The following is a 23,350-nucleotide window of genomic DNA, read 5'->3' as shown; positions in this document are numbered from 1 at the left end:
CTGCGTCGAGAATGACGTCAAACCGCTCGGGCGTTTTTGCATATGCCCGGGTTGTGCGGCCGTGACGCCGATGCCGCTTTTGGGAAGGGATTCCCGCTGGTGGCTGGCGGACCGTTCACACCCGTCGAGCAGAACGCCGCACAATACCGTGCCGACTAAACACTAGGCACGCAGCAGAATTCCGCGCCGTCGGACGAACCACGCCTATCGGGCTGCTGGCGGCCGCCGCTTCGACGGCATGAGAAGGTGATTTTGCGCTTGACCATTTCGGCTCGAGCTTATCGGAGACGATTTGTCTCACGCCGGTCGCCGGGGCTTTGAACTGATCCGTAACATCGAAAGCTGGGCGCCGGTATTTCCCGAAAAAGGTGGCGACGTGCGGCCTTGGCATCGCTCATTGCGCCTGTTCCGAGTGAGCCGGTTGACATTCCGCCATAAATTACGTTGATATCAACTTAGGTAGAGGCGTCGATGGTGACCTCGGATCCTTGGCCGACGTTTGAGTGTGCCTTCGAACCTTGCCTGAGCACTGCGGGAACCCGACCAAACAGGAGACGACCATGAAGATCGTGACCAGCTTGAGCTTCCGGGGCCAATGCCGCGAGGCATTCGAGTTCTACGCCAAGGTTCTGGGTGGAAAAATCACCGCAGCGATTCCCTATGGCGATGCGCCTCCAGGCATGCCGATCACGGATGAGAAATATAAGGCCTGGCTCATGCATTGCTGGCTCGAGGTCGGCGATCAGGCATTGATGGGCGCGGACATGGATGTGGAATGGGCGCGCAATATCGACAAGCCCAAGAACGGCTTCGATGTCACGCTGCATACCAACGACAAGGCAGAGGGCCAGCGCTGGTTCGAAGCGTTGTCCGAGGGCGGGCAAGCAGTCATGCCGTTTGGCGAAACCTTCTGGTCGCCCGGATTCGGCTCCTTGGTCGACCGGTTCGGCGTGCCCTGGATGGTGAACACCATTCCTTCCGCGGATTGGAAGCCGCAGGGCTGATCTCCCGGCAGTGACCAGCCCACGCAATGGGCGAATTGTGCGCCAATGCCGATACGGAGAGGCCGGAGGAGACCATGAACCATCCCTATCGCTGGGTGATAGTCGCCGCAGGGGGCCTTCTGGGCTGCATGGCGGTCGGCGCCATGTTCTCCCTGCCCGTGTTCCTGCGGCCGATGTCGGAGGATACCGGCTGGTCCGTCACCGGCGTGTCGACGGCCATGACGATCGGGTTCCTCGCCATGGCAGCGGCCAGCATGGTTTGGGGCAGCCTCTCCGACAGGTTCGGTCCGCGGCCGGTCGTGTTGACGGGATCGATAGTGCTTGCCGCGAGTCTGGCGCTTGCCAGCCGGGCGAATTCCCTGGTCGAGTTCCAGCTCCTGTTCGGCCTTCTGGTTGGGGCGGCGACCGCCGCCGTTTTCGCGCCGATGATGGCGACAGTGACGGGCTGGTTCGACACGCAGCGCAGCCTTGCGGTCTCGCTGGTTTCTGCTGGCATGGGCATGGCGCCCATGACCATGGCCCCACTGGCCGCCTGGCTGGTCACCATCCATGACTGGCGTACCGCCATGCTGATCATCGCCGGCATCGCGGCGGGCGTCATGATTCCCGCGGCCCTCCTCGTGCGTCGCCCTCCCGCGCTGGAAGGCGGGCACGCAGAGGCGGCGGCAGATGGCCCGCAATCGGGCATGACAGTCCGACAGGCTGTCCGCTCCCCCCAGTTCGTTATCCTCATGCTGGCGAACTTCTTCTGCTGTGCCACTCACTCGGGTCCCATCTTCCATACGGTGAGCTATGCGGTGACGTGCGGCATCCCCATGATCGCGGCCGTGTCGATCTACAGCGTCGAAGGGCTGGCCGGCATGTTCGGCCGCATCGGCTTCGGCCTCGCGGGAGACCGCTTCGGCGCACAGCGTGTCCTCGTCATCGGGCTCATGGCGCAGGCCTTCGGCGTGCTCGCTTATGCATTCGTCGACCAGCTCGGCGGCTTCTATGCCGTGGCGGTGGCAGTCGGCTTCATCTATGCCGGCACGATGCCCCTCTATGCCGTGATCATCCGGGAGAACTTTCCCCTTAAAATGATGGGCACGATCATCGGTGGCACCGCGATGGCCGGCAGCCTCGGCATGTCGACAGGCCCCCTGCTCGGCGGCCTCATCTACGACCACTTCTCCAGCTATGTGCTGATGTATGTCGGCTCCTGGGGCATGGGCTTGACCGCTATGCTGATCCTGATGGCGTTCCGGCCGTTTCCGCGAAGACAGGTCGAGGTCGCGACGGCGTAACGTCTATCTGGAACGGTTGCGAGTAGCGCCTTGAACAAATACCTTGCTCTGCCCCATGCCGCCCATCTTTAGTTGTTCGGATTGCCTTGTTATTCAATGCAGATCATGCGTATACACGAACTTCGGCATGCTCCACTTATAGCGAAGAGCAAGCAGCCTGAATGCGAGGCCGATCAACATGGCGCCGAGCATGACCAGACCATGGTTGAGCTCCGTCGTCCGGCCCGCGACATAGATCATGCCCGTCACCACGGAAACCGCGGCGTAGAGTTCGGCGCGAAAAAGTAATGGGACATCCGCACAAAGAATGTCCCGCAGTACACCGCCGACGCAGCCGGTAATCAGGCCGGAGGCGATCACGATCGTAAATGGCATGTCGAGGCCGATGGCCACATTGCAACCGATGACCGTGAAGCAGACCAGGCCGACGGCATCGAGAAAAAGAAAGACATGGCGCAGCCGATGCATGTAGCGGGCAATGGCGATGGTCGCCAGGGCCGCGCCGCCCGTGATCAGCAGATAGGAGGGATGCTGCACCCAGGACAGCGGATGATGGCCGAGCAGCACGTCGCGCACGGAGCCGCCGCCGAGAGCCGTCACGCATCCCAGAAGATAGACGCCGACCCAATCCATGTTGCGCCGTCCGGCCGACAGTGCCGCCGTCATGGCCTCCGCGACAATCGCCACGAGGTAGAGACCATGCAACAAAAGCTCTGGCTGAACATTCAAGACGCGCTCCCGGAATAGCTGGACCGAATTGTCAACGGTACCATCGTCCGGGAAGGAGCGAACCGGCAAGGCCCCGTCGCACGAAGGCGCGGCGAAACCGCGGCCGCGCGCCATTCATGACGGGGTTTACGCAAACCTCACTGGCGCACGACAAGCCCGGCCGTCGCGACGCGCAGACCCGGCACGCCGACAGCCCGGACACTGATAGCCTTGAGCGCGCCCGGCGCCTGCGCTTCCAGCACGAAGCCATCCTCGTCCGGCCGCAGGCTCAAGGTGATCGCCTCGCCATCCCGCCGCCAGTCTGCGGTCTCGCCGTCGTCACTGTAGATGAGGCCTGAAGCGCCATCCGCCGAGGTTCCGAAGACGACGGCTGCCGTCTCGTCGCCCTCCGCGACGGGAATGATCGCCCCGGCACGGGCGAACAGCGGCAGCCGCCCGAGCGGTGCCTCCACCCTCACGATCCGGCCTCCCTCCCAATGCGTAAGGTCGTGCCAGTCGTACCAGCCGCCGGGATGGGCGGGGAGATAGACGTCACGCGCCGTCGCTCCCTCCTCCAGCACGGGCGCGACGAGAAGGTCCGGCCCCAGCATGAAGGCATCCTCGACGCCCCGCGCCGCGTCATCCGCCGGGAAATCCCAGAACAGCGGCTTGACAGCAGGCATGTCCTCGCGGGAGGCGCGCCACATCTGGGTGTAGAGATAGGGAATGAGGCTGTGCCGCAGCGCGATGACGGCGCGCACCTCCGCCAGAACCTCCGGATGCATCCACGGTGTATTGACCGTGCCGTTGTCTTTCCATGAATTCATGACCATCCGCGGCCAGAGCGCGCAGAATTCGACAAAACGACAGAAGAGTTCGGGCCCCGGCACCGGGCCATGAAACCCGCCGACATCATGGCCGATGTTGAACAGACCCGACAGGCTCATGTTGAGCCCCTGCGTCAGGTTGAAACGCAGCGTCTTCCACGCGGTTTCATTATCGCCCGTCCAGGTCTGGCCATAGCGTGAAATGCCGGCGCCGCCGGCGCGCGTGATGACATAGGGGCGCTTGCCGGGCGCATGGGCCACCTGCGTCTCATAGGCGAGCTTGTGCATCAGCAGCGCCTGAGCCGGGCGGGCGAGGCTCTGCGCGAAGGGGCGTCCATCGCCGGCGCAGACCGCATCCTCGTCCCAGATCTCGAATTCGTTGTTGTCGCTCCAGATGGAGACGACGCCATAGTCGAGAAGCTGGCTACGGATTCCGTTCGCCCACCAGTCCCGGCCCTTGGGATTGGTGAAATCGACATGGAAGCCGAGCCCGTCCCAGAACTGCGCCACCGCCGGCTCGCCCGTGCTGCCGTCAGTCACCAGAATCCCATCGCGCTTTGCTTCCTCGAGGCGGGGATGATCATCGAGAAGGCACGGCTTGATATTGGTCACCGGCTGCATGCCCGCGGCCTTCAACCGTGCCATCGTCGCGGTGGGATCCGGGAACTTATCATGGTTCCAGTTGAAAACGTAGCGGCGCGGCCCGATCGACGTATAGCCGGAGCCGAAATGGAAGCTGTCGCAGCGGATGCCGTTGGTCTTGCAGTCGGCCACAAAGGCCGATACCCGCGCATCGGCATCGGGCGCGTCGGCAATCGACATGCTGGTCATCGCGAAACCGAGCGACCAGCGCGGCGCGAAGGCCTGCCCGCCGGCGAGCCAGGAGAAGCGGCGCACGACCTCGGGCACGCTCGGGCCGGCGAGAACGTAATAGTCGAGGTCGCCGTCATTGGCCTGATAGGAACGGAAAAGGCCATGGTAGTTGTCGATGGTACAGCCAAGATCAACCGCACCGGTGGCAAGGTTGTCGTAGTACACACCATGCGCACCGACCGGCCCATCCACGATGAAGAACGGCAGCATCTTGTAGAGCGGATCGGATAATTCCGCGTCGAAGCCGCAAGGGTCCACCGCGTCGATGGCAAAACGCCGCCCGGTGCGATCGAGCGGCCCCGCCTTGTCGCCGAGGCCGTAGTGACGCTCGTCGGCATGTCGCGCCATGCTGTGGGCAAGCGCGCCGCTCTTGCGGGACAGGAAATAGGCCTGGGTCGGGCGGTCGCTCAGGAATGGCTCCGCCTCTCCGTCGCGCCGCCAGGCGATGCCGAAGGGGTGCAGCGTCACCGTGGCGGACAGGCCGGGCGCCACGAGGGTGACCGTGCCGCCCTCCTCCCGCGCCGTCACGGCGGGATTGGCGAAGCCCGATACATCATCGCGGGCGCGGCCCTCGAAGGGCGGCTCCAGGCCATTGGGCGCGATCGCCCAGCCCCGGTCGAGGCGATAACCCTCCGTGCGCCTCAGCGTCACGCGGCCGATGTCGCGCTCGAGAATAGCCACGCGGATCGTTGCCAACGGCTTGGTTCCGGCCCCAACATCAAACGCTCCCACATCGAACGCGCCGACGTCAAACACTGCGGCATTGCCATCCAGGCCGCGATAGCGGCCATGCGTCAGGGCTTTCATGGATCTGTCTCCGGATCGGTCAGGGCCGGGCCAGCGTCGCGCCGGCCTCGTCGAAGAAATGAAGATGCTCAGGGTCGAAGCGAATGCCGATCGCATCACCGCGCGTAAGGCGCGCCTGTCCGTCCTGGCGCAGGGTGATCTGCGGCAGGCCCGGCGCGGATGCGTAAAGGAAGGTCTCGCCGCCGAGCTGCTCGACGAGATCGACCACCAGGGCGAGGTCCCCCTCCCCGTCCGCTATCGCGATATGCTCGGGGCGGATGCCGAGGGTCAGGGGCGTCCCGGGGGCAAGGCCGGCAGCCGGATGCTGCAGGGCGATGTCGCCGTCGCCGAGCTTGACGCGCATGGATCCGTCGTTGCCTCCCGTCACTGTAGCCGGCAAAAGATTCATGCGCGGCGAGCCGATGAAGCCGGCGACGAAGATGTTGCAGGGGCTGTTGTAGAGCTCCAGCGGTGTGCCGACCTGCTCGATGCGCCCGGCGCGGAGCACGACGATCCGATCGGCGAGGGTCATGGCCTCCACCTGGTCGTGGGTGACATAGATCATCGTGCCGCCGATCTCGGCATGGAGCGCCGCGAGCTCCTTACGGGTCGCGACGCGCAGCTCGGCGTCGAGGTTCGACAGGGGCTCGTCGAACAGGAAGATCTTGGGGTCGCGGACGATCGCGCGGCCGATGGCGACGCGCTGGCGCTGCCCGCCGGACAGCGCCTTGGGCCTGCGCTCCAGATAGTCGGTGAGGCGCAGCATGGTCGCCGCGCGGCTGACCCGCGCCTCGATCTCGGCCGGCTTCATGCCCATGTTCTCGAGCGCGAAGGCCATGTTCTTCCTGACGCTCATATGCGGATAGAGCGCATAGGACTGGAACACCATGGCGAGCCCCCGCTCGGAGGCAGGCAGATCCGTCACACGCGCGCCGTCGATATAGACCTCGCCGTCCGTGACGGTCTCCAGCCCCGCGATGACGCGCAGGAGCGTCGACTTTCCGCAGCCCGAGGGGCCGACGAACACGACGAATTCGCCGTCCTTTACCGCAAGGTCGATGCCGTGCAGGACGTCCACCGGACCGAAGGACTTACGTGCGCCGGCGAGCCTGAGTTCAGCCATGAAAGACGCCCCGGTTCATCATTTCATCCCCGTCGAGCCGATGCCCGTCGTGATGAGGCGCTGGAGGAAGACGAAGACGAGGGTGACGGGGATCAGCGTCACCACGGTCATCGCGAGGAGATAGTGCCACTGGGTCTGCAATTCGCCCTGGAAGGCGTTGAGCCCGATCTGCAGGGTATAGACCTCCGTCTTGGTCAGGACGGCCAGCGGCCAGAGGAATTCGTTCCAGCGCCACATCACGGAAAAGATCGCGAGCACCGACAAGGCCGGCAGCGTGAGCGGCATGACGATGCGCCAGTAGATCTGCCATTCCGAGGCCTTGTCCATGCGCGCGGCCTCGATCAGGTCGCGCGGCAGGGTCAGCATGTACTGGCGCAGCAGGAACACGCCGGTCGGCGTCGCCGCGCCCGGCAGGATCACCGCCCAGAGCGAATTGACCAGCCCGAGCTCCGTGACGACGAGATAGACCGGCACGAGGATGATGGTGATCGGGATCATCAACGTCCCGATGACCGCCAGCATCGCGGCGCCCTTGCCCTTGAACTCGTAGATCGCCAGCGCATAGGCCGCCATCGAGTTGATGAGCAGCGTGATCAGGGTCGCCACCACCGTCACGAAGACCGAATTGCCGAGAAAACGCAGGAAGGCGAACTGCTGCAGCGGCTCGGTGTAGTTCTCCACGGCAAAGGCGACCTTGCGCACGGGTTCGCGCTTGTCGATCGGAATGCTGAACCGCTGCGAGGGATCCTTCGGATCCACCATCTGCGCCATGATCCCGATGCGTCGCACCTGCACGAGCTCCCGCACGGAACCATCCGGCAAGGTGACGCGGAACAACGGCAACGGCTGCGGCTGGCCGGGCACGCTGATCTCCTGCTGCGTGAACGGCAGGAGCGAGGGCGGAAATTCGAGAAGCGCGCTTTGCGTCTTGAAGGATGACAGTACCAGCCACGCCACGGGGCCGAACATGAGGAGGACGCCCAGCGCGAGATAGGCGTAGGCCGCGATATCCGTCCAGTGGAGCGGGGCGCCGCGCCCGCCGCGGCGCCGTCCTGCTAGCCCGGAGAGGGAAACTGCCGTCATCTCAGCTCTCCTTCCGCCGCGCCAGGACGAGTTGCGCCAGGGTCAGCAGGAACAGCACGAGGCCGAGCACGACCGAGGCCGCCGCCGCGAGGCCGAAATTCTGGACCTGGTTGGAAAAGGCCGTTTCGTAGATGTATTGCACGACCATGAGGGTTGCCGTACCGGGCCCGCCGCCGGTGAGGACGAAAACCTCGTCGAAGGTCTGCACGCCCTTGATGAGCGCGAGCACGATCACGACGATCATGTTCGGCCACAACAGCGGCAGGGTGATGCGGCGGAAGACGCGCCAGCGGGGCGTCGCATCCATCTCGGCCGCTTCATAGAGATCCGACGGTATCGCCTGGAGGCCGGCCAGCAATATCAGTGTATAGAAGCCCATATGGGCCCAGACCGACACGAAGACGGCCCAGAACATCGCCCAGCTCGGGTCGATGAAGAACAGGATCTTCTCCCCGCCGAGCGTGGTGATCGCCGCATTGAGGAGCCCGTCGCGCTGCAGGATCCATTTCCATATCAGCGCGACGACCACCGGCGACAGCAGGACGGGAAAGAAATACACGGCGCGAAAAAAGCCGCGCCCCCTGATCTTCATGTTGAGCACGAGAGCGGTGATCAGGGAAAACAGCACCATCGCCGAGACCTGGAACACGACGAATTTCGCCGTATTGGCGACGCCGCGCCAGAAGTGATCCTCGCGACAGGTGTTCGGGTCGAGATAGGAGCCGCAGTCGAAGAGATAAGCGTATTGCCCGGCACCGACATAAGGCCGCTCGGAGGGAAAGAGCGCCGGGCCGCCGGTGACCGAGAACACCACGTTGATCGCGATCGGCAGGAAGACGAACAGGCCGAAGAAGACGAAATTCGGGATGAGGAAGACATAGGGCATGCGCCCCGCGCCGATGAGGCGCTGGCATGCCTTCATCGGCCCGTCGAGGAGGCGCAGGGGCAACGCGGCGAGGGCGCCCGCAACCGCGCCGAGCGCCGTCATGGCACGGCCGCGCAGCCCGTCCCTTTCCCCGGAGGGCGTGGAAGTCTCCGCCATCACGCCGCTATTACTTCTTCGTCCGTTCGGCGATCTGCTGCGCGACATCGGCCGTGATGCGCTTGTAGGCCTCGTCGAGCGTCGTTTCGCCGGCGATGGCCTGGCCCAGCCGGCTGATCACCGCATTGAAGATGATGCGGCTATGGATATAGCCCTGCGTCCGATAGGCAAGCGGCGAGATCTCGCTGGCGCTCTTGGTGAAGGTCTTCAACGCCGCCGCGGCCTGCGGGCTCGCGGAGGGATACGCGACGCCCTTCTTCGCCAGCCCGAGATGGCCGGGGACGAACAGCGTGCGCGAATAGAACTCCGACAGGACCGGCTCGCTCGCCAGATAGTCCATCAGCCGGGCGACTTCCTTGGGGTGCTGGGTCGTCTTGAAAGCCACCAGTCCGGCCCCGCCTGGCATGCTGCTGCATCCGCCCGGCCCGCACGGATTTGGCACCACAACCCAGTCGAAGGCGTCGCCGACGGTCTTGTCGAACTGGCTCGTCTGCCAGGAGCCGGACAGGTACATCACGACCTGGGCGTTCTTGAACTCGTCGTTGGCGCCGCGATAGGCCGTGCCAGAGACCGAGCCCCACAGCTCCTTCGACATCACACCGGAGGCGTGCCAGTCATAGACGAGCTGGGCTGCACGCTTGAAGCCCTCGTCCACCACCTCGGGCTCGCCGTTGCTGCCGAAGACCTTGGTGCCCTGCGACATCGCCAGCGAGTAGAAGCGGTGGCCAGACCGGTCCAGCGCGATCGGGAACGGCACCTGCACCTTCGCGGCCACGTCCTTCGTCGCCTTGGCCCAATCCTCCCAGGTTGCCTTGTCGCCGGGCATGGGCACCTGCGCTTGATCAAACAGCGTCTTGTTGACGAACGGGCCGGTGACGGTGAGCTGCGTCATGAAACCGGGGATGGACTGCGTATCGCCCGCGGGGCGCATCCACTCCAGGAAGGGCCCGAAATTCTGGTCCCAATAGGCGGCGTCCTTCAGATACGGGCGCATGTCAAGATAGTAGCGCGACAGGCCGCCCATATCGACGACGCGAGCGATGTCAGGCCCTTGCCCGGAAGCCACCTGCACCGGCAGCGTCTCGTTGATCGCCTTGAACGGAACCTGGTCGAGAACGACCTTGATGTCCTTGTTCTGCTCTTCGAAGCGCTTGAGCAGATCGGAGATCACCTCGCCTTCGTTGCCATCCGAATACCAAGTCATGCGGATGGTCGCGGTCTGCGCCTGCGCCGGCCCAACGACAGCCGCGGCCGACAATAATGCCAATGTGAGCGATGTGATGAAGCGCATGGTCGTTTTCCTCCCTGTGCCGTTCGGCGCGGCGACCGTCGCCGTTGAAGCTGCTCACGCACGCCGGCCAGAATGCGGGCCGAATGAGCAAGTGCTTCGGGCCGTGTTTGGCCCCTTATCGCCATTTGGCAAACGTTTGCCAAAACTGTCAATGCCTCGTCTACGCACTCGACAAGCACCGGCTCGGATGAAACAACGGATTCCAGAGATTCGAGGAGGATAATGCCGGAAGAGGTATCACTCGCGACGGTCGCCGCGCGGGCGGGCGTGTCGGTCTCCACGGTTTCGCGGATCGTGAACGGCGAAACGCGCCGGGCATCGGCAGCGACCGTCGCCCGCGTCCGCGATGCCATCGAAGCCGTCGGTTATCGGCCGAACCCCGTTGGCCGTGCCCTGCGCCGGCGTGAGAGCCAGGTCGTCGGGATGCTCGTCGCCAATCTCGACAACCCGGCGATGGCCACAATCGCTTCATCGACGGAGGCGGCGCTGCGAAGCGCCGGCTATGTCATGATGCTGTGTGACACCCACGACCGCGCCGACCTTCAGGACGACTACCTGCGAGCATTGCGCGCACAGCTCGTTCGCGGTTTCGTCATGGTTGCCTCTGTGCCGAGTAAGGGGCTGGCGGAGCTCTCCGCGGCAGGCGCGCCGATGGTTTTCGTGACCCGCCGGGCCCCCTCGGGCCTGAGCCCCTTCGTCGGAATCGACGATCGCGGGGCGGGCGCGGCCGTCGCGGATCGCTTCATCGACGACGGAAGGCGTGCGCCCGCCGTCGCCTTTCCCCGGCATGGCTCCTCCGCGACGCGGGACCGTGTTGCAGGCTTTCTGGATCGGCTGGCAGAGCGAGGCCGCCCGGCCGCCTCAGTGATCCAAGGCGACGGGGCGGGACTATCGCACCTGCAGGTCGGTTATGAAGCCGCGGAGCAGATCTTCTCTGCGGAAGAAATGCCGGACGCGATCCTCTGCGTGAGCGACCAGATCGCCTATGGCGTGCGCCGACGTGCCCTCGAACGCGGGCTCGACGTGCCCCGCGACTGTTCCCTCGTCAGCATCGATGGAAGCCCCCTCAATAAATGGGTCGCTCCTTGGCTAGTCTCGGTGGAAATCCCCTACACCGCCTACGGCCAAGAGGTTCTCGCGAGCCTCGAAGATATCTGGTCGGACGTTCCGGCTAGAGACCGCCTGCTTCCCTACCGCTTCTGAGCGGACACCACATCGTCCGGCGTTGGCCGTGAGCGGGCTCGCTCTCGCTCTGATTTGCCGCGCTTCCCTGGAACCAGCATCAGGCGCTACTTCTGGTATTGCGCGTCCGTGACATGCTCCATCCAGTCCACAGGCGAGCCGTTGAGCTTCTCCTGGATGGCGATATGGCTCATGGCCGTCGTTGGCGTGGCGCCATGCCAATGCTTTTCGCCGGGCGGGAACCAGACCACGTCACCCGGGCGAATTTCCTCGATCGGGCCGCCCTCGCGTTGGGCCCAGCCACAGCCGGACACGACAATCAGCGTCTGTCCCAGCGGATGCGTATGCCAAGCCGTCCGCGCCCCGGGCTCGAAGGTGACGAGGGCCCCCGCGACACGGGCCGGCTCCGGCGGACTGAGCAGTGGATCGATGCGAACCGCGCCGGTGAAATACTCGTCCGGCCCTTTTCCGGACGGTTGAGACCCGCTCCTTCTGATGTCCATGGTCCGTCTCCCTGTTGCCTTTCACACCATAGGTGCGACGCCATGCAGCGCCGCACAACCCTGGTGGCGTAGCCACGCGTGATGCGCCGTCGGCAGCGGAGCAGGACAGCAGCGAGCGGGGCATCTTGCGGAAGCCTCAGATCGCCTCGATCCGCTCGGCCGTCTCCAGGCTGGCGACCATTCGCTCCAGACTGTCGATCGCCTCCTCCGGAAGGGCGAGGCCAGCGAGGCGACGGAACTTGGCACGAAGCTCCGCTTCGGGAAGCGGATTGTCAAACCCGCCGATCGGTACGTCGGACCGGGCCGAATAGGTTTCGCCAGACTTGAGCGTGATCTCGACGCGTGCCGCCCGGACGCCGGGCAGGAGCGCGGTCAGAGCAGGGTCTTCCTTGACGCCGACCTTTTCGATGAGCGCCACCATCGCGGGATCATGAACGATGGCGTCGGTGTAAACGCCCGCGTCATTGCTGCCGTGCATGAGCTGCACGGCCACGTTGAAAGCAATCGAATGCTTCGCCGCATATGCGTTCGCAACCGTGTTACCGCCAAGCCGGGTCGCCGGATCGTAGGTGTGGACCGTTACGGACGCGATATCGGACGGCTTCAGGTCGTAAGTAACGCGCATGTCACGCGCTGCCTCGATGGGCGCATGGTTCCAGCGACTGCAGGCGTAGATCTTGAAATAATTGCGCGTCAGAAAGAACTCGGTGAAACGCGGCTCGACATCGAGTTCGAAGCGCTCACCCAGAATAGCGCCGAAGACGCTCGCGAGCGCGCCCGGTTCGCCGCAGAAGCCGGCTCGCACGAAGCGCGGAGCGAGCAAGCCGTTGTGATTGGTGAAGCCGGTGAACAGATTGCGCACCGAGGCGCCGGTATTCGCCGCCATCTGCGAGGAGGCGATCGGCAGCCCTGCCGCCAGCTCGATGGTGCGCGCCGTCATCGCCGCGTCGAAGCCCATCAGCCGCGCGGCGCCGACCGCTGTGCCCACGATGGCATGGGTGCCGAAGGGGTGCACCGGGCCGCGCAGCTTCGTGGCGCGGCCGATGCGCACGGCAATCTCGTAGCCGGTGATGACCGCCTCGAGAAAGTCCGCACCCGAAGCGCCCTCCTCTTCCGCTAAAGCCCAAAGGCCGGGAATGATGTGCACACCGGGGTGGTTGACGGCGAACTGGTTACCCTCGTCGAGCTCCAAGGAGACGCCGCCCGCGCCATTGACGAGCGCCGCGATGTGGCTTGCGGCTGTCAGGTCTGTCCCGAAGAGCGATGCCTTGCCAGGCGCGAGCATCGGTGCGAGGCGCGCCAGATTGCGGATTTCCGGCAGCTGCGAGCCGCCGAGCATGACACCCAGCGTGTCGCGCACGATAAGCTTGGCGTGATGGAGGACCCCGGCGGGCACGTCCGCGAGTCTCAGCGACAAGGCAAGCGCGGCGAGCGCCCTTGCCTTGTCCGACGGCTGGGTCGCGACAGGTTGAAGCTGGTCTGTGAGCCCGGTCACGCGCCCTCTCCTGCGGCGATGAGCTTTGCGATCAGGTCCGGCTTGCGCGCCTGCGGCACGGGATAGGTGCGGCGGCTTTGGCCAAGACCGAGACCAAGAAAGCTTTCCGCCAGCATCACGGACAATGAGGCCGGCTCCACCAGTGGCACAGGAAGCGCCGACGCTAGCCGCGCGCTCATTTCCGGAGATACCGGCTCACCGAGCACGAGCACCTCTGCGCCATCCTCGTCGATCGCCATTTTGGCGGCCGTGAGGATCGCGCCCTCGGTCGCCGTTTCCGCATAGGCGCGCACGCCAGTGCATTGGAGGCTGAGGCCATATTCCTGCGCCAGCTTCTTGGCGCGGGTATAGCCGGACGGCGGCGCGATGATGCCGAAGCGCGCGCCGAGCGTCAGGGCATAGAGCATGGCGCTGCGGCCGGCGGCGACAACGGGAATGTCGAGCACGGAACGCAGCGCGTTGGCGCCGAAATCACCGGGCTCGCCGACACAGACTGCGCTGAAGCCTTCCGCCTCGGCGTTCTGCCCGGCGGCGAGAACCGCGAGATCGGCAAGCGCCCAGTCATGCGCGCTGATCGGCGCGGCCGGGATACCGGGCGCCACGCGGAGCTCGACCTCGGCCTCACCGCTGAGCGGGGCGGCGCGGTCGGCGGCGACAATCATCAGGATGCGGGACATCGCTCTCTCCTCAAACACTCGCTGCGGCATCGCCCATGGCGGCAAGGCGCGCGGTCGCTGGGGCTGCCGGCGATGGAAAGGTGATGCGACTGTGGCTGAGCTTCAGCCGGATCGCCGTCTCGGCGAGACGGTAGGTCAGCGGCCCCGGATTGATGATCGGAACCGGCAAGCGCTCGGCGAGATAGGCATGCGCCTCATGCATGGTAGTGGAGCCGAGGATGATGACATCAGCGCCGTCCTCCTCCACACAGCGCATGGCTGCGTCGTAGAGCGCGGGGAAGAATTCATCCTCCTTGCCGGCGAGCAGGCTCTGGTTGTTGGGCTGCAAGCCGGCGGAGCGCACCGAGGCGCATTTGGCGCCAAGGCCGAGCTCGGCCAAAGTCTTGGCGTAGAGATGGCGCCAGCGGTCCCACATCGCGAGGATGGAGAAGCGGTCGCCTAGCATCAGGGCGGTGAGCATGGCATGGCGGCCCGCGCCTATGACAGGGATGTTGAGCACGGAGCGTAGTTGCGCCATGCCGGAATCGCTGACGGTGTCGATGCAGACTGCGTCATAACCGTCGGCCTCGGCCTGAAGCCCAGCTTCAAGCATTCCGATGTCGGCGAGAACGGAATCCTGCTGGCTGACGTAGTTGACGGGCGCGATACGCACCGGCTTGAAGTCAAATTCGATATCCGGACCGAGCTTCACGGCGCTGAGCTGCGCCTTGCGCTTTTCGAGATTGCCCGCATCCATCGGAAACGGCACGATCACCAGTACCCTGGCCATGATGGATTGATCTCCCTGAAATTATGACGAGAGCCGCGCCGCGCCCGCGCCCGCGAAGCGGCCGAGCACGACGGCGGTCAGAAGGCCATTGCCCCCGAGATAGCCCCAGGACGAGGGGCCTGAGAGTCCACGGGCGGCACCGCCGGCGGCGAAGAGATTGGGCAGGCGCGCGCCATCGCGGCCGAGCACGCGCGCCTCGGTGTCGACGGCGAGCCCGCCCTGGGTGTGAAAGAGCGCGCCCCGCACTTTCGCCGCGAGATAGGGCGCCTTGAGCGGCGGGTTGCCCGTGAAGTCGCGGCCGAAGGGGTCCGGCGCCTCGCCCGAGGCGTAAGCAGCCACCTCCGCGAAGCGCGCCTTGAGCGCTGCGCGCGGCACGCCGATGGCGTCAGCCAGTTCGTCCACGGTTTCGGCGGTAACGACGGCGTTTCTCTCCAGGACGCGGTGATAATCCTGGAATGTGAGCGCCGGCTCCTCGCAGCGCCGGTCGTAGATCGTCCAGGCCGTGCCCTCGGGCTGGGCGAGCACGGCGGAGGCCTGCTCGGAATAGCCGCTCATCTCGTTCGAGAAGCGTTCGCCATCGCGGTTCACCTGGAAGCCGCCGCGGATCACGAGCGCCCATGTCAGCGGCAGCTTCGGGCCGTTGGCGACGCAGTGGCCCTGATAGCCGCCGAGATCCGCCGTCGCGGCATCGAGAGCCTCGCCCCAGTCGAGCGCTTCGCCCTGGCTGCCGTCGTGGCCGCAATAGACGGCCTCGGCCATCTCGGGGATGTGCCGGGCAACGACAGCGGGGTCGGCGCCGTAGCCGCCGGTGGCCAGCACCAGCGCCCGGCAGCCGATGATCTGCTCGGCGCCCTCGGCATCACGGTAGCCCACGGCCGTCACACGGCGATCGCTGTCGGCATAGAGCGTCTCGACCGTCGCGGAGGTGATGAGGACCGCGCCGGCCTTGCGCGCCGCCGCCAGCAACCCCTCCTCCATTTCCGTGCCTGTCCGGCTTTTGGGGACGTGGTAGCGATGGCGGGAATGGCCGGGATAGAGGATATCGTCGAGCAGCTCGAAACTGACGCCGTGAGCGTCGACCAGCCATTCCACGGCCGGGCCGGAGGCCTCGGCGACAGCCCGCGCCAGCGCCTCGTCGGTCTCGCCCTTGGCCTTCTTCATGATGTCTGCGAGGAAGAGTTCGGGACTGTCCTCGATGCCCTTCTCGCGTTGGAAACGGGTGCCGGCGCCCGGCAGCATGCCGAGCGTCAGCGCGGTATTGCCGGAGGGCGCCGCGTCGCGCTCCAGCACGATCACCGAGGCGCCTGCGTCGCGAGCTGCGAGGGCCGCGCACAGGCCGGCGGCACCGGCGCCGATGATGACCACATCGGCGCTCTCTCGGACGGCCGCCTCGCCGGTGGGGCGAACCTGCGCCATGGCCTTACCAGCTCACCTGTTCGGCGATCACTGGCCCGGCCAGCCGGAAGCGGTCAATAAAGCGCTTTCCGCTGGCGAGCGTCCCATGGGCGAAGACGAGGCTGCCGTCGTCCGTCAGCGCTTCAACGAAGCTCTCGTAGCGCTTGCCGGCCTGCTGTGCGGCCGCTAGGGCATCGGTGAGTCCGGTGCTGCGCCCCTCGCTGTCCACGGCGATGAAATCCTCGGTCACCAGCGTCGAAGCCGCAGTTGCGTCGCCCTTTGCGAGCGCTTCCGCGAGCTGGGCGGCGACCTCGGTCGCCGGCGGCAGCGGCGGTCCGGGCACGCGCGAGACGCCGCCACGGGCATAGGCGCTCGGCGAGACCTCGCGCAGGATGGTGACGACGCCATCCGGCGGGGCGGCCATGACGGAACGGACGACGCGGGTCATGCCCTTCAACAGCCGCGACTTGGTGGCGGCATCATAGCCTTCGATGACGGTTGTTTCGACGACGGGCATCCATGGCCTCCCGATATTATTCTAGGGGGAACCGGCCACGGTCGCGGCCGGCGCGGTATTCGTAAAAAAGGCCTGGGCCCTAGGCCGCCGCGATCTCTTCGATCATCTCGGCAATGGTCGCGACGCGGCACACGGGCTTGAGCGCCGCGATGGCCGTCTCATGCGTTGCCGTGTTGAAGGCCGCGCTGCCATCCGAGAGCACCACCGTTGAGAAGTCGCGCACATGCGAATCCCTCACCGTGGAGGCGACGCCGCCATTCGTGACGATGCCGCCGATGATGAGCTTCTCGATGCCGCATTTGCGCAGCACCCACTCCATGCGCGTCATGTAGAAGGCCGAATAGGCGATCTTCTCGACGGTGAGATCTGCCGGTTGCAGCTCGTCCACGAGGCTGTGGCCCCAGGCGCCGGGCAGGAAATCACCCTTTTTGAGGAAGGGGCGAAGCTCCTTCAGGTGCGGCGAGATCAGGGGCTCGCCGCCCTTCGCTGGCACCAGCGTGAACTGCGTGGAGACGAACCAGCCGCCCTTTTGCCGAAGGAGGTCGGCCAGGGGCTTGATGCGGGCCGGCAGCGCCGCGATCTCCGGCGCGCCCTGGCCCGCCCGGCCATAGGCACCATCCGGATGGATGAAGTCGTTCTGCAGATCGACCGTCAAAAGCGCCGTCTTCGACAGCGGAATGTCGGCATGGCTCATGATGCGCGCTCCACGATGACGTTGCCGTAGTCGTCGATGCGCGCCGTGAGGTCGGGATCGACGACCGTCGTCGCATCAGGCTGTTCCAGAATGGCCGGGCCACGCACCACGGTGCCGACCGGCAGGTCGAGGCGGGCGTAAATCGCCGCCTCATGCCAGGCGCCATCGAACCACACGTTGCGCGAGCCGAGCCGCGCCTTGTCGAGGCTGGCGTCACCGCTCGGCCGAAGAGCCGCAAGGTCGAAGCGTGGACGACGGCCGATGGCGGCCGTGCGCAGGTTGACGATGCGGGCCGGCACTCCATCCAGCAGACGGCTGAACGAGTTGCGGTAGGCCTCCTCGAAGGCCGTGCGGATCACCGCCTCGCCGACGCCCGTCGTGCCGTTCGCGATCGTCACCGGCAGCGGCACGGAAACCGTATGCGTCTGACCGACATAATGCATGTCGAGCTCGAACAGCACGTCGATGCGGTCGACCGCCAGGCCAGCCGCTTCGACGACGGCCTGCGCCTCGCTCGCCTCCGCCACCATGCGCTTGTCGAGCGCCGCCGCGTCGATGCCCTCGAGGCTCAGGTTCACGGTCTGCACCTGGTCATGCCGGATATCGGCGATGACGCAGCCGAGTGCCGAGGTCACCCCCGGATAGCGCGGCACGAGCGCGGCCTTGAGGCCGACGTCCTTGATCAGCGCGCCGACATGCAGCGCCCCGCCGCCGCCGAAGGGCACGGCGGCGAATTTGCCCGGATCATGACCGCGCTCGATCGACACGAGGCGGATAGCACCGGCCATCTTGGCATCGGCGATACGCACGATCGCCTCTGCCGCGACCATCACGTCAAGCCCGAGCGGCTTCGCCACATGTTCGTCGATCGCTGCGCGCGCCGCCTCGATGTCGAGACGCTTCAGCATGCCGCCGATGGGCCGGTCTGAGTTGATGCGCCCAAGCACCACATTGGCGTCAGTCAGCGTCGGCCGTGTGTTGCCCTGCCCGTAGCAGACGGGACCGGGCCGCGAGCCGGCGCTTTCCGGGCCGACCTGCAGCATGCCGCCTGCATCGACATGGGCGATGGAGCCGCCGCCGGCGCCTATGGTGGTGATCTCGATCATCGGCGTGCGGATGACGAGGCCGAAATCGATGGTGGTCTGGGCCGCGAGCGCCGTCTTGCCGCCGACGACCAGCGAGACGTCGAAGGAAGTGCCGCCGAGATCGCCGGTGATGACGTTGGGGAAGCCGGCAGCTTCCGAAATCGCCGCTGCCGCGATGACGCCGGCCGCGGGACCGGAGAGCGCGGTGCGCACCGGCAGGCGGCGCGCCGTCTCGGTCGACATCACGCCGCCGTTCGACTGCACGATGTGGAAGCGCCCGCCAAAGCCCTCGGACTTCAATGCATCATCGAGCTTGCCGAGATAGCTGCCGACCACCGGCTGCAGATAGGCATTCAGCGCCGTCGTCGAGGTACGCTCGAACTCGCGGATTTCCGGCAGGATCTGGCTTGAGCAGGCGATATTGCCGTTCGGCCAGACTTCGGCGGCAACGGCCAAAGCCTTCTGCTCGTTCTCGGGGTTGGCATAGGCGTTGACGAAAACGATGGCGAGCGCCTCGCAGCCAGCGGCGACGAGCTCCTTCGCCGCCTTACGCACGGCGTCCTCGTCGAGAGCCTCGCGGATCGTCCCGTCGGCCAGCGTGCGCTCGTTGACCTCAAGCCTGAGGTCACGGTCGATCACCGGGACGAAATCCCCCCACAGGCCCCAGGTGTGACGCCGGTCGCGCCGGCGCATCTCGAGCACATCGCGGAAGCCTCGGGTGGTGATGAGGCCGCAGCGCGCCCCCTTGCGCTCCAGGAGCGCATTCGTGCCGACAGTGGTCCCGTGCACGACGGACGTGAGATCGGCGATCGCGCCGAACACCTTCAGGCCGTTGAGGAAGCCGACGGCCTCGTCACCACGGTTGGACGGCACTTTCGCCGTGCGAAAAACCTTTGCCGGCTCATCATAGAAGAACAGATCCGTGAAGGTCCCGCCCACGTCGACGCCGACAATGCGTCCTTCGCGATTCTTGACCGACGCGTTCATGCCGCGGCTCCCTTGCGGAGGCTGGCCGTCGCCGCCTCATCGACTTCACCGTCGCCGCTCACGACGACCCCATAATCCCGACGAGCGCTCTCGGCGCTGATGTAGCCGAGGCGCACGTCCCGCGCGACGAGTGAGGCGTCACGCGCCAGCGGGCTGCCCCAGCCGCCGCCGCCCGGTGTCTGCAGCTTCACGGCGCGTCCGGCCGGCACCGGCACGCCTGTCACCTTCGAGACCAGCGGCGGCGAATGCTCGCCGTCCTCGGCCTCCCAGGTGAAGCGGTTGAGCCCGGCCGGGCCGCCGCCGAGCACGCCGAAGGGCGCGACCTTGCCGCGTTCGCCGAGCAGGAAGACTTCAGCGTCCGACAGCGCCTCCACCTCGTAGATCGCGCCGAAGCCGCCGCGATGGGTGCCGGGGCCGGCCGAATCCGGCCGGAGCGCCCATTGCCGGAACATCACCGGGTAGCTCGCCTCGAGAATTTCGAGTGGCGGAATCGTTGCCGTCGAGATCGGGTTGTTGGCGTGGTTCAGGCCATCCGTTTCCGGGTTGCCGCCCATGCCTCCACCGAAGAAGGAGAACATCACCCAGCGCTCGCCATTTGGGCGGTGGCCGGCAAAGGAAAGCGCGTTGATAGTGCCGAAAGGCGCGGCGGTCGCGCGCTCGGGATCAGCCTTGGCGAGCGCGCCGAGCACCACGCCGATGAGACGCAGGATTGTCTCGGTGTAGCCGGCCATGGGCTTCGGGGCGGTCGCGCCGAGCAAGGTGGTCGGCGGAATGACGAAGTCGATCGGTCGAAGACAGCCGGCATTGGCCGGCACATCCGTGAAGATGTGCTTCAGCGCCACGTAGCAGGCTGCGGCGGTCGTTGCGTAGGAGATATTGATCGGCCCCTGCGCCGGCGGTGACGAGCGCGAGAAATCGAGCGTCATCGTCTCGCCGGCGATGGTGAGATCGAGAGCGACGGTGAGCACGTCGTCGGTGATGCCGTCGTTGTCGAGCACGTCCTCGAAGGAATAGCGGCCGTCCGGCAGGGCGCGGATGGCGCTGCGCATCAGCGCCTCGGCGCGATCCGAGAAGGCCTCGAAGGCCGCCGACACAGTTGCCGGGCTGTACTCGTCAAGAAGCGACTCGAAGCGGCGCTGGCCAAGATCCAACGCATTGAGCTGGCCGTTGAGATCGCCCCAGTTGGACGTCGGCACACGGGAATTTGCGGCGAGCAGATCGACGATATCCTGGTTCAGCTTGCCGGCGGAGAACAACTTGACCGGCGGGAAGCGGACGCCTTCCTGGAAGCTCTCGGTGGCCTTGGGGTTGTAGCCACCCGGCACATTGCCGCCGATATCGAGCCAATGGCCGGCGGAGGCGAGCCAGCAAAACAGCTCCCCGTTCCGGAAGATCGGCCGCACGAGGCGGAAATCGTTGAGATGGGTGCCGCCAGCGTAGGGATCGTTGAACAGGAAGGTGTCGCCTTCCGCGAGGCCGCCCTCGCGCTCCACCTTGTCGATCACGGCCTTGACCGCAAAAGCCATGGCGCCGACGAAGATGGGAAGGCCGTTGGTGCCCTGAACCAGCGTCGCGCCGGTCGTGGCATGATAAAGGCCGTGGCAGGCATCCCGCGCCTCGGCGATGATCGGGTTGAACGCCGAGCGATAGAGCGTGGCGTCCATCTCATCCGCGATCTGCTCCAGGCGCCCCTTGAGCACGGCAAGGGTGACAGGATCGATACTCGTCATGCCGCGGGTTCCTTCTTGAAATCCTCGTAGGTGCGCCCGAGCGCCAGCAGCTCGGGCGTGCCGATCAGCGCGTTCAGGGCGTTGAAATCGAACATCCGCTCCTTGAACGGGTCGTTCGTGCCATTGGCCTTCAGCGAGCTGTAATAATCCTGCGCGGTACGGGCGAGCGCGCGCACGATGCCGCCGGGGAAGATCACGATCTTGAAGCCGAGGTCGCCGAGTTCGTCGGCGCTGGCAAGCGGCGTGTCGCCGCCCTCCACCATATTGGCGAGCAGCGGGAGCGTGCCGCCGAGCGCGCCAGTCACCGCCGCCAGCTGCTCCTTCGAGCGCGGCGCTTCGACGAAGAGCACGTCCGCACCGGCCTCGGCGTAGAGATGCGCGCGTTCGATCGCGCTCTCGAGGCCTTCGACCGCCACCGCATCGGTGCGCGCCACGATCAGCGTCTCCTCGCTGACGCGGGCATCGACGGCCGCCTTGACCTTACCGGCCATCTCGCCGGCACTGATCAGGCTCTTGTCCTGCAGATGGCCGCAGCGCTTCGGCAGCGTCTGATCCTCGAGCTGAATGGCCGTGGCGCCGGCCCGCTCGAACAGGCGCACGGTGCGCTGCACATTGAGGGCGTTGCCATAGCCGTTGTCGGCGTCGACGATGACCGCCGTCGGCACTCGATCCCGAACGAGGGTGATGACGTCGGCCACCTCGTTCATCGAGACGAGCCCGATGTCCGAGCGGCCCAGGCGCGTGTAGGCAATCGCCGCGCCCGATAGATACAGCGCCTCGAAACCGGCCGCGGCGGCGATCGATGCGGTCAGCGCGTCATAGATGCCGGGGGCAACGACCGGCGCCTTCTCCGTCAGTCTCTGCTTCAGAGTCATATCAATGATCCTCGAGCGCCGGCTCCGCGAGCAGCGCATCCAAATCGTCAAGGCCGGTTGCCTCATCCAGCGCGTCGATCGCCTGCCTGATGCGGGTCGCGTGGCCCTCGCCCCATACCGGCACGGCCAGCTCCATGAATTTGGCAATGACTTCATCAGGGCGGTAAGGGTCCACCGCATCGCCGCGGTTGGTGAAGGTCTCGCCGCTGAGCACCCGGCCGTCGGCCAGGCGGATGGTGACCCGCGCCGGGCGCTTGTCCGGCAGCATGGCGCTCATCGCCGGGTCCTCGTCGACCTTCACCCGTTTGGCCAGCTCGAGGATGCGCGCATCGCCCAGCGCAGGCGCGCGGAAGGCGGGCACCGAGGCGCTGCCATGGGCGATCGTGGTGGCCACGGCAAAGGGGAGCGAGAATTTTGCAGCGAGCATATTGGCGGGCGCCGGCCCGTCGAGCTGCGCTGCCCAGACATAGGTCACCACGTCGATGCCGGCGATGTCGGCGGGATCGATCGGGCCGTGCTCGGCGAGAAGCTTCGCCACCACGTCGAGCGCTCCATGGGTGAAACGACAGGCAGCGTGCCGCTTGAAGTAGTTGCGCTGGATCTCCCAGCGGGCGCCAAGCTCTTCCACCATCACGTCGGGGTTGAAGCCCTCCGCGAGGATGCCGCTGTAGACGGTCCGCACGCCGTCGATCTCGCCCGAGAAGCCGCTTGCGACCAAGTCCCAGGCGGTGAGGCCATTGCGGGCGGAAATGCCGGCGAAGCTGTTGCGCACGGTGGCGCCTTCCAGCATCGCGCGGAGGCTCGCGCCGACGCTGAGCGTCGAGGAGACATTGATGGCCGCGACGAGCGCGTCCGTATCGGCCCCTTCCAGATAGGCCGTCGCGAAGGCGGCGCCCACGGTGCCCCAGGTACCGTGCGGATGCACGGTTGTGCGCAGGCGCGACGCCGCGCCGATGCGGGCGCCCACCTCGTAGCCGAGGATGAAGGCAAGCAGGAAGTCACGGCCGTTGACCTCGGCGAGCGGCCGTGTGGCGAGGGCCGCCGGTAGAACGTGGATGCCGGGATGGCCGCGCGCGAAGGAATTGCCCTCGTCGAGTTCCAGCATGGTGCCGGCGACGCCGTTGGCAAAGGCGGCATCATCGGCGCGCAGGCGACGTCCGGCGCCGATTGCGGCCGCGCCTTCATGTCCGCCCCGGCGCGCGAGACGCGCCACCAGCGCGCGTGTTTCCGGCTCCTGCATGCCGGCCGCGACCGCGCCGATGCAGTCCAGCACGACGAGCTTGGCTTGCGCCACGAGCGCCTCGTCGAGGTCGTCGAAGTCGAGCGCCTTCGCGAATTCCGCGAAACAGACGAGCCAGGCCGGTTGCGGCTCGGCAAGCAGCACCGACGCCGGCACAACGTTGGGGGTAACGATGCCCATT

At 66.0% G+C, this 23,350-nt stretch carries 20 protein-coding genes; 3 read left to right on the top strand and 17 right to left on the bottom strand.

Going from position 1 to position 23,350, the window contains the following annotated elements; genetic code table 11:
- Nucleotides 1-560: 560 nt before the first annotated feature.
- On the top strand, nt 561-1,004 hold the full coding sequence (locus tag KIO76_RS09190) for a VOC family protein (protein WP_213322832.1): 444 nt from the start codon (nt 561-563) through the stop codon (nt 1,002-1,004).
- Nucleotides 1,005-1,078: 74 nt separating this feature from the next.
- Nucleotides 1,079-2,287 carry an MFS transporter gene (locus KIO76_RS09185; protein WP_213322830.1) on the top strand — a complete coding sequence of 403 codons (1,209 nt, stop codon included), beginning with the start codon at nt 1,079-1,081 and terminating at the stop codon, nt 2,285-2,287.
- Between the two features lie 93 nt (nt 2,288-2,380).
- Here the strand turns inward: KIO76_RS09185 and KIO76_RS09180 are convergent, their stop codons facing one another.
- The 6 genes from KIO76_RS09180 to KIO76_RS09155 form a co-directional block, all read right to left on the bottom strand.
- Nucleotides 2,381-3,016 (bottom strand): trimeric intracellular cation channel family protein, encoded by a 636-nt coding sequence (locus KIO76_RS09180; protein WP_283771424.1) that lies wholly within the window; start codon nt 3,014-3,016, stop codon nt 2,381-2,383.
- A gap of 137 nt (nt 3,017-3,153) precedes the next feature.
- Nucleotides 3,154-5,502, bottom strand: a complete 2,349-nt coding sequence (locus KIO76_RS09175) for a glycoside hydrolase family 31 protein (protein WP_213322826.1) — start codon at nt 5,500-5,502, stop codon at nt 3,154-3,156.
- 19 nt (nt 5,503-5,521) lie between these two features.
- Nucleotides 5,522-6,604, bottom strand: a complete 1,083-nt coding sequence (locus tag KIO76_RS09170; protein ID WP_213322824.1) for an ABC transporter ATP-binding protein — start codon at nt 6,602-6,604, stop codon at nt 5,522-5,524.
- Between the two features lie 18 nt (nt 6,605-6,622).
- Nucleotides 6,623-7,687, bottom strand: coding sequence for a carbohydrate ABC transporter permease (locus tag KIO76_RS09165; RefSeq protein ID WP_213322822.1), 1,065 nt, complete (start codon nt 7,685-7,687; stop codon nt 6,623-6,625).
- Between the two features lies 1 nt (nt 7,688).
- Nucleotides 7,689-8,675, bottom strand: a complete 987-nt coding sequence (locus KIO76_RS09160) for a carbohydrate ABC transporter permease (RefSeq protein WP_213325177.1) — start codon at nt 8,673-8,675, stop codon at nt 7,689-7,691.
- 64 nt (nt 8,676-8,739) lie between these two features.
- The gene (locus KIO76_RS09155) at nt 8,740-10,020 is read right to left on the bottom strand and encodes an ABC transporter substrate-binding protein (RefSeq protein ID WP_213322820.1); all 1,281 of its coding nucleotides are present in this window, start codon (nt 10,018-10,020) and stop codon (nt 8,740-8,742) included.
- Between the two features lie 222 nt (nt 10,021-10,242).
- Between KIO76_RS09155 and KIO76_RS09150 the strand changes: the two genes are divergently transcribed.
- Nucleotides 10,243-11,223, top strand: a complete 981-nt coding sequence (locus KIO76_RS09150) for a LacI family DNA-binding transcriptional regulator (RefSeq protein WP_213322818.1) — start codon at nt 10,243-10,245, stop codon at nt 11,221-11,223.
- A gap of 86 nt (nt 11,224-11,309) precedes the next feature.
- Here KIO76_RS09150 and KIO76_RS09145 read toward each other — a convergent pair whose 3' ends face one another.
- From KIO76_RS09145 to KIO76_RS09095, 11 genes are all read right to left on the bottom strand, one after another.
- On the bottom strand, nt 11,310-11,705 hold the full coding sequence (locus tag KIO76_RS09145; protein ID WP_213322816.1) for a (R)-mandelonitrile lyase: 396 nt from the start codon (nt 11,703-11,705) through the stop codon (nt 11,310-11,312).
- A gap of 136 nt (nt 11,706-11,841) precedes the next feature.
- A complete protein-coding gene (locus KIO76_RS31580; protein WP_213322814.1) occupies nt 11,842-13,200 on the bottom strand; it encodes an MmgE/PrpD family protein in 1,359 nt (452 codons plus the stop codon).
- The gene (locus KIO76_RS09135; RefSeq protein ID WP_213322812.1) at nt 13,197-13,877 is read right to left on the bottom strand and encodes an aspartate/glutamate racemase family protein; all 681 of its coding nucleotides are present in this window, start codon (nt 13,875-13,877) and stop codon (nt 13,197-13,199) included. Before KIO76_RS09135 ends, KIO76_RS31580 begins: the two co-directional genes overlap by 4 nt.
- 10 nt (nt 13,878-13,887) lie before the next feature.
- Nucleotides 13,888-14,646 (bottom strand): aspartate/glutamate racemase family protein, encoded by a 759-nt coding sequence (locus KIO76_RS09130; RefSeq protein ID WP_213322810.1) that lies wholly within the window; start codon nt 14,644-14,646, stop codon nt 13,888-13,890.
- 21 nt (nt 14,647-14,667) lie between these two features.
- Entirely contained in the window at nt 14,668-16,062 is a 1,395-nt protein-coding gene (locus tag KIO76_RS09125; RefSeq protein WP_213322809.1) for an FAD-dependent oxidoreductase, read from the bottom strand.
- A gap of 4 nt (nt 16,063-16,066) precedes the next feature.
- Nucleotides 16,067-16,558: a tautomerase family protein gene (locus tag KIO76_RS09120; protein WP_213322807.1), complete on the bottom strand. Its 492-nt coding sequence runs from the start codon at nt 16,556-16,558 to the stop codon at nt 16,067-16,069.
- Nucleotides 16,559-16,637: 79 nt separating this feature from the next.
- Nucleotides 16,638-17,252 (bottom strand): cysteine hydrolase family protein, encoded by a 615-nt coding sequence (locus KIO76_RS09115; protein ID WP_213322805.1) that lies wholly within the window; start codon nt 17,250-17,252, stop codon nt 16,638-16,640.
- Nucleotides 17,249-19,324 carry a hydantoinase/oxoprolinase family protein gene (locus KIO76_RS09110; RefSeq protein ID WP_213322803.1) on the bottom strand — a complete coding sequence of 692 codons (2,076 nt, stop codon included), beginning with the start codon at nt 19,322-19,324 and terminating at the stop codon, nt 17,249-17,251. Before KIO76_RS09110 ends, KIO76_RS09115 begins: the two co-directional genes overlap by 4 nt.
- Nucleotides 19,321-21,054, bottom strand: coding sequence for a hydantoinase B/oxoprolinase family protein (locus KIO76_RS09105; protein WP_213322801.1), 1,734 nt, complete (start codon nt 21,052-21,054; stop codon nt 19,321-19,323). The genes KIO76_RS09110 and KIO76_RS09105 overlap by 4 nt, the downstream gene beginning before the upstream one ends.
- Nucleotides 21,051-21,929: an isocitrate lyase/PEP mutase family protein gene (locus KIO76_RS09100; RefSeq protein WP_213322799.1), complete on the bottom strand. Its 879-nt coding sequence runs from the start codon at nt 21,927-21,929 to the stop codon at nt 21,051-21,053. Before KIO76_RS09100 ends, KIO76_RS09105 begins: the two co-directional genes overlap by 4 nt.
- 1 nt (nt 21,930) lies before the next feature.
- Nucleotides 21,931-23,349: an MmgE/PrpD family protein gene (locus KIO76_RS09095; protein ID WP_213322798.1), complete on the bottom strand. Its 1,419-nt coding sequence runs from the start codon at nt 23,347-23,349 to the stop codon at nt 21,931-21,933.
- Between the last annotated feature and the right edge of the window lies 1 nt (nt 23,350).

This window comes from Chelatococcus sp. YT9, assembly GCF_018398315.1.
In the GTDB taxonomy this organism is placed as follows: domain Bacteria; phylum Pseudomonadota; class Alphaproteobacteria; order Rhizobiales; family Beijerinckiaceae; genus Chelatococcus.
The sequence above is the reverse complement of the archived record's forward strand: the minus strand, read 5'-3'. Positions and strand labels throughout refer to the sequence as shown.

What these genes read in the sequence shown, in the direction of transcription:
- KIO76_RS09190 (WP_213322832.1), top strand. Translation starts at nt 561, where the DNA reads ATGAAGATCGTGACCAGCTTGAGCTTCCGGGGCCAATGCCGCGAGGCA.
- KIO76_RS09185 (WP_213322830.1), top strand. Translation starts at nt 1,079, where the DNA reads ATGAACCATCCCTATCGCTGGGTGATAGTCGCCGCAGGGGGCCTTCTG.
- KIO76_RS09175 (WP_213322826.1), bottom strand. Translation starts at nt 5,502, where the DNA reads ATGAAAGCCCTGACGCATGGCCGCTATCGCGGCCTGGATGGCAATGCC.
- KIO76_RS09170 (WP_213322824.1), bottom strand. Translation starts at nt 6,604, where the DNA reads ATGGCTGAACTCAGGCTCGCCGGCGCACGTAAGTCCTTCGGTCCGGTG.
- KIO76_RS09165 (WP_213322822.1), bottom strand. Translation starts at nt 7,687, where the DNA reads ATGACGGCAGTTTCCCTCTCCGGGCTAGCAGGACGGCGCCGCGGCGGG.
- KIO76_RS09160 (WP_213325177.1), bottom strand. Translation starts at nt 8,675, where the DNA reads ATGACGGCGCTCGGCGCGGTTGCGGGCGCCCTCGCCGCGTTGCCCCTG.
- KIO76_RS09155 (WP_213322820.1), bottom strand. Translation starts at nt 10,020, where the DNA reads ATGCGCTTCATCACATCGCTCACATTGGCATTATTGTCGGCCGCGGCT.
- KIO76_RS09150 (WP_213322818.1), top strand. Translation starts at nt 10,243, where the DNA reads ATGCCGGAAGAGGTATCACTCGCGACGGTCGCCGCGCGGGCGGGCGTG.
- KIO76_RS09145 (WP_213322816.1), bottom strand. Translation starts at nt 11,705, where the DNA reads ATGGACATCAGAAGGAGCGGGTCTCAACCGTCCGGAAAAGGGCCGGAC.
- KIO76_RS09135 (WP_213322812.1), bottom strand. Translation starts at nt 13,877, where the DNA reads ATGTCCCGCATCCTGATGATTGTCGCCGCCGACCGCGCCGCCCCGCTC.
- KIO76_RS09130 (WP_213322810.1), bottom strand. Translation starts at nt 14,646, where the DNA reads ATGGCCAGGGTACTGGTGATCGTGCCGTTTCCGATGGATGCGGGCAAT.
- KIO76_RS09125 (WP_213322809.1), bottom strand. Translation starts at nt 16,062, where the DNA reads ATGGCGCAGGTTCGCCCCACCGGCGAGGCGGCCGTCCGAGAGAGCGCC.
- KIO76_RS09120 (WP_213322807.1), bottom strand. Translation starts at nt 16,558, where the DNA reads ATGCCCGTCGTCGAAACAACCGTCATCGAAGGCTATGATGCCGCCACC.
- KIO76_RS09115 (WP_213322805.1), bottom strand. Translation starts at nt 17,252, where the DNA reads ATGAGCCATGCCGACATTCCGCTGTCGAAGACGGCGCTTTTGACGGTC.
- KIO76_RS09110 (WP_213322803.1), bottom strand. Translation starts at nt 19,324, where the DNA reads ATGAACGCGTCGGTCAAGAATCGCGAAGGACGCATTGTCGGCGTCGAC.
- KIO76_RS09105 (WP_213322801.1), bottom strand. Translation starts at nt 21,054, where the DNA reads ATGACGAGTATCGATCCTGTCACCCTTGCCGTGCTCAAGGGGCGCCTG.
- KIO76_RS09100 (WP_213322799.1), bottom strand. Translation starts at nt 21,929, where the DNA reads ATGACTCTGAAGCAGAGACTGACGGAGAAGGCGCCGGTCGTTGCCCCC.
- KIO76_RS09095 (WP_213322798.1), bottom strand. Translation starts at nt 23,349, where the DNA reads ATGGGCATCGTTACCCCCAACGTTGTGCCGGCGTCGGTGCTGCTTGCC.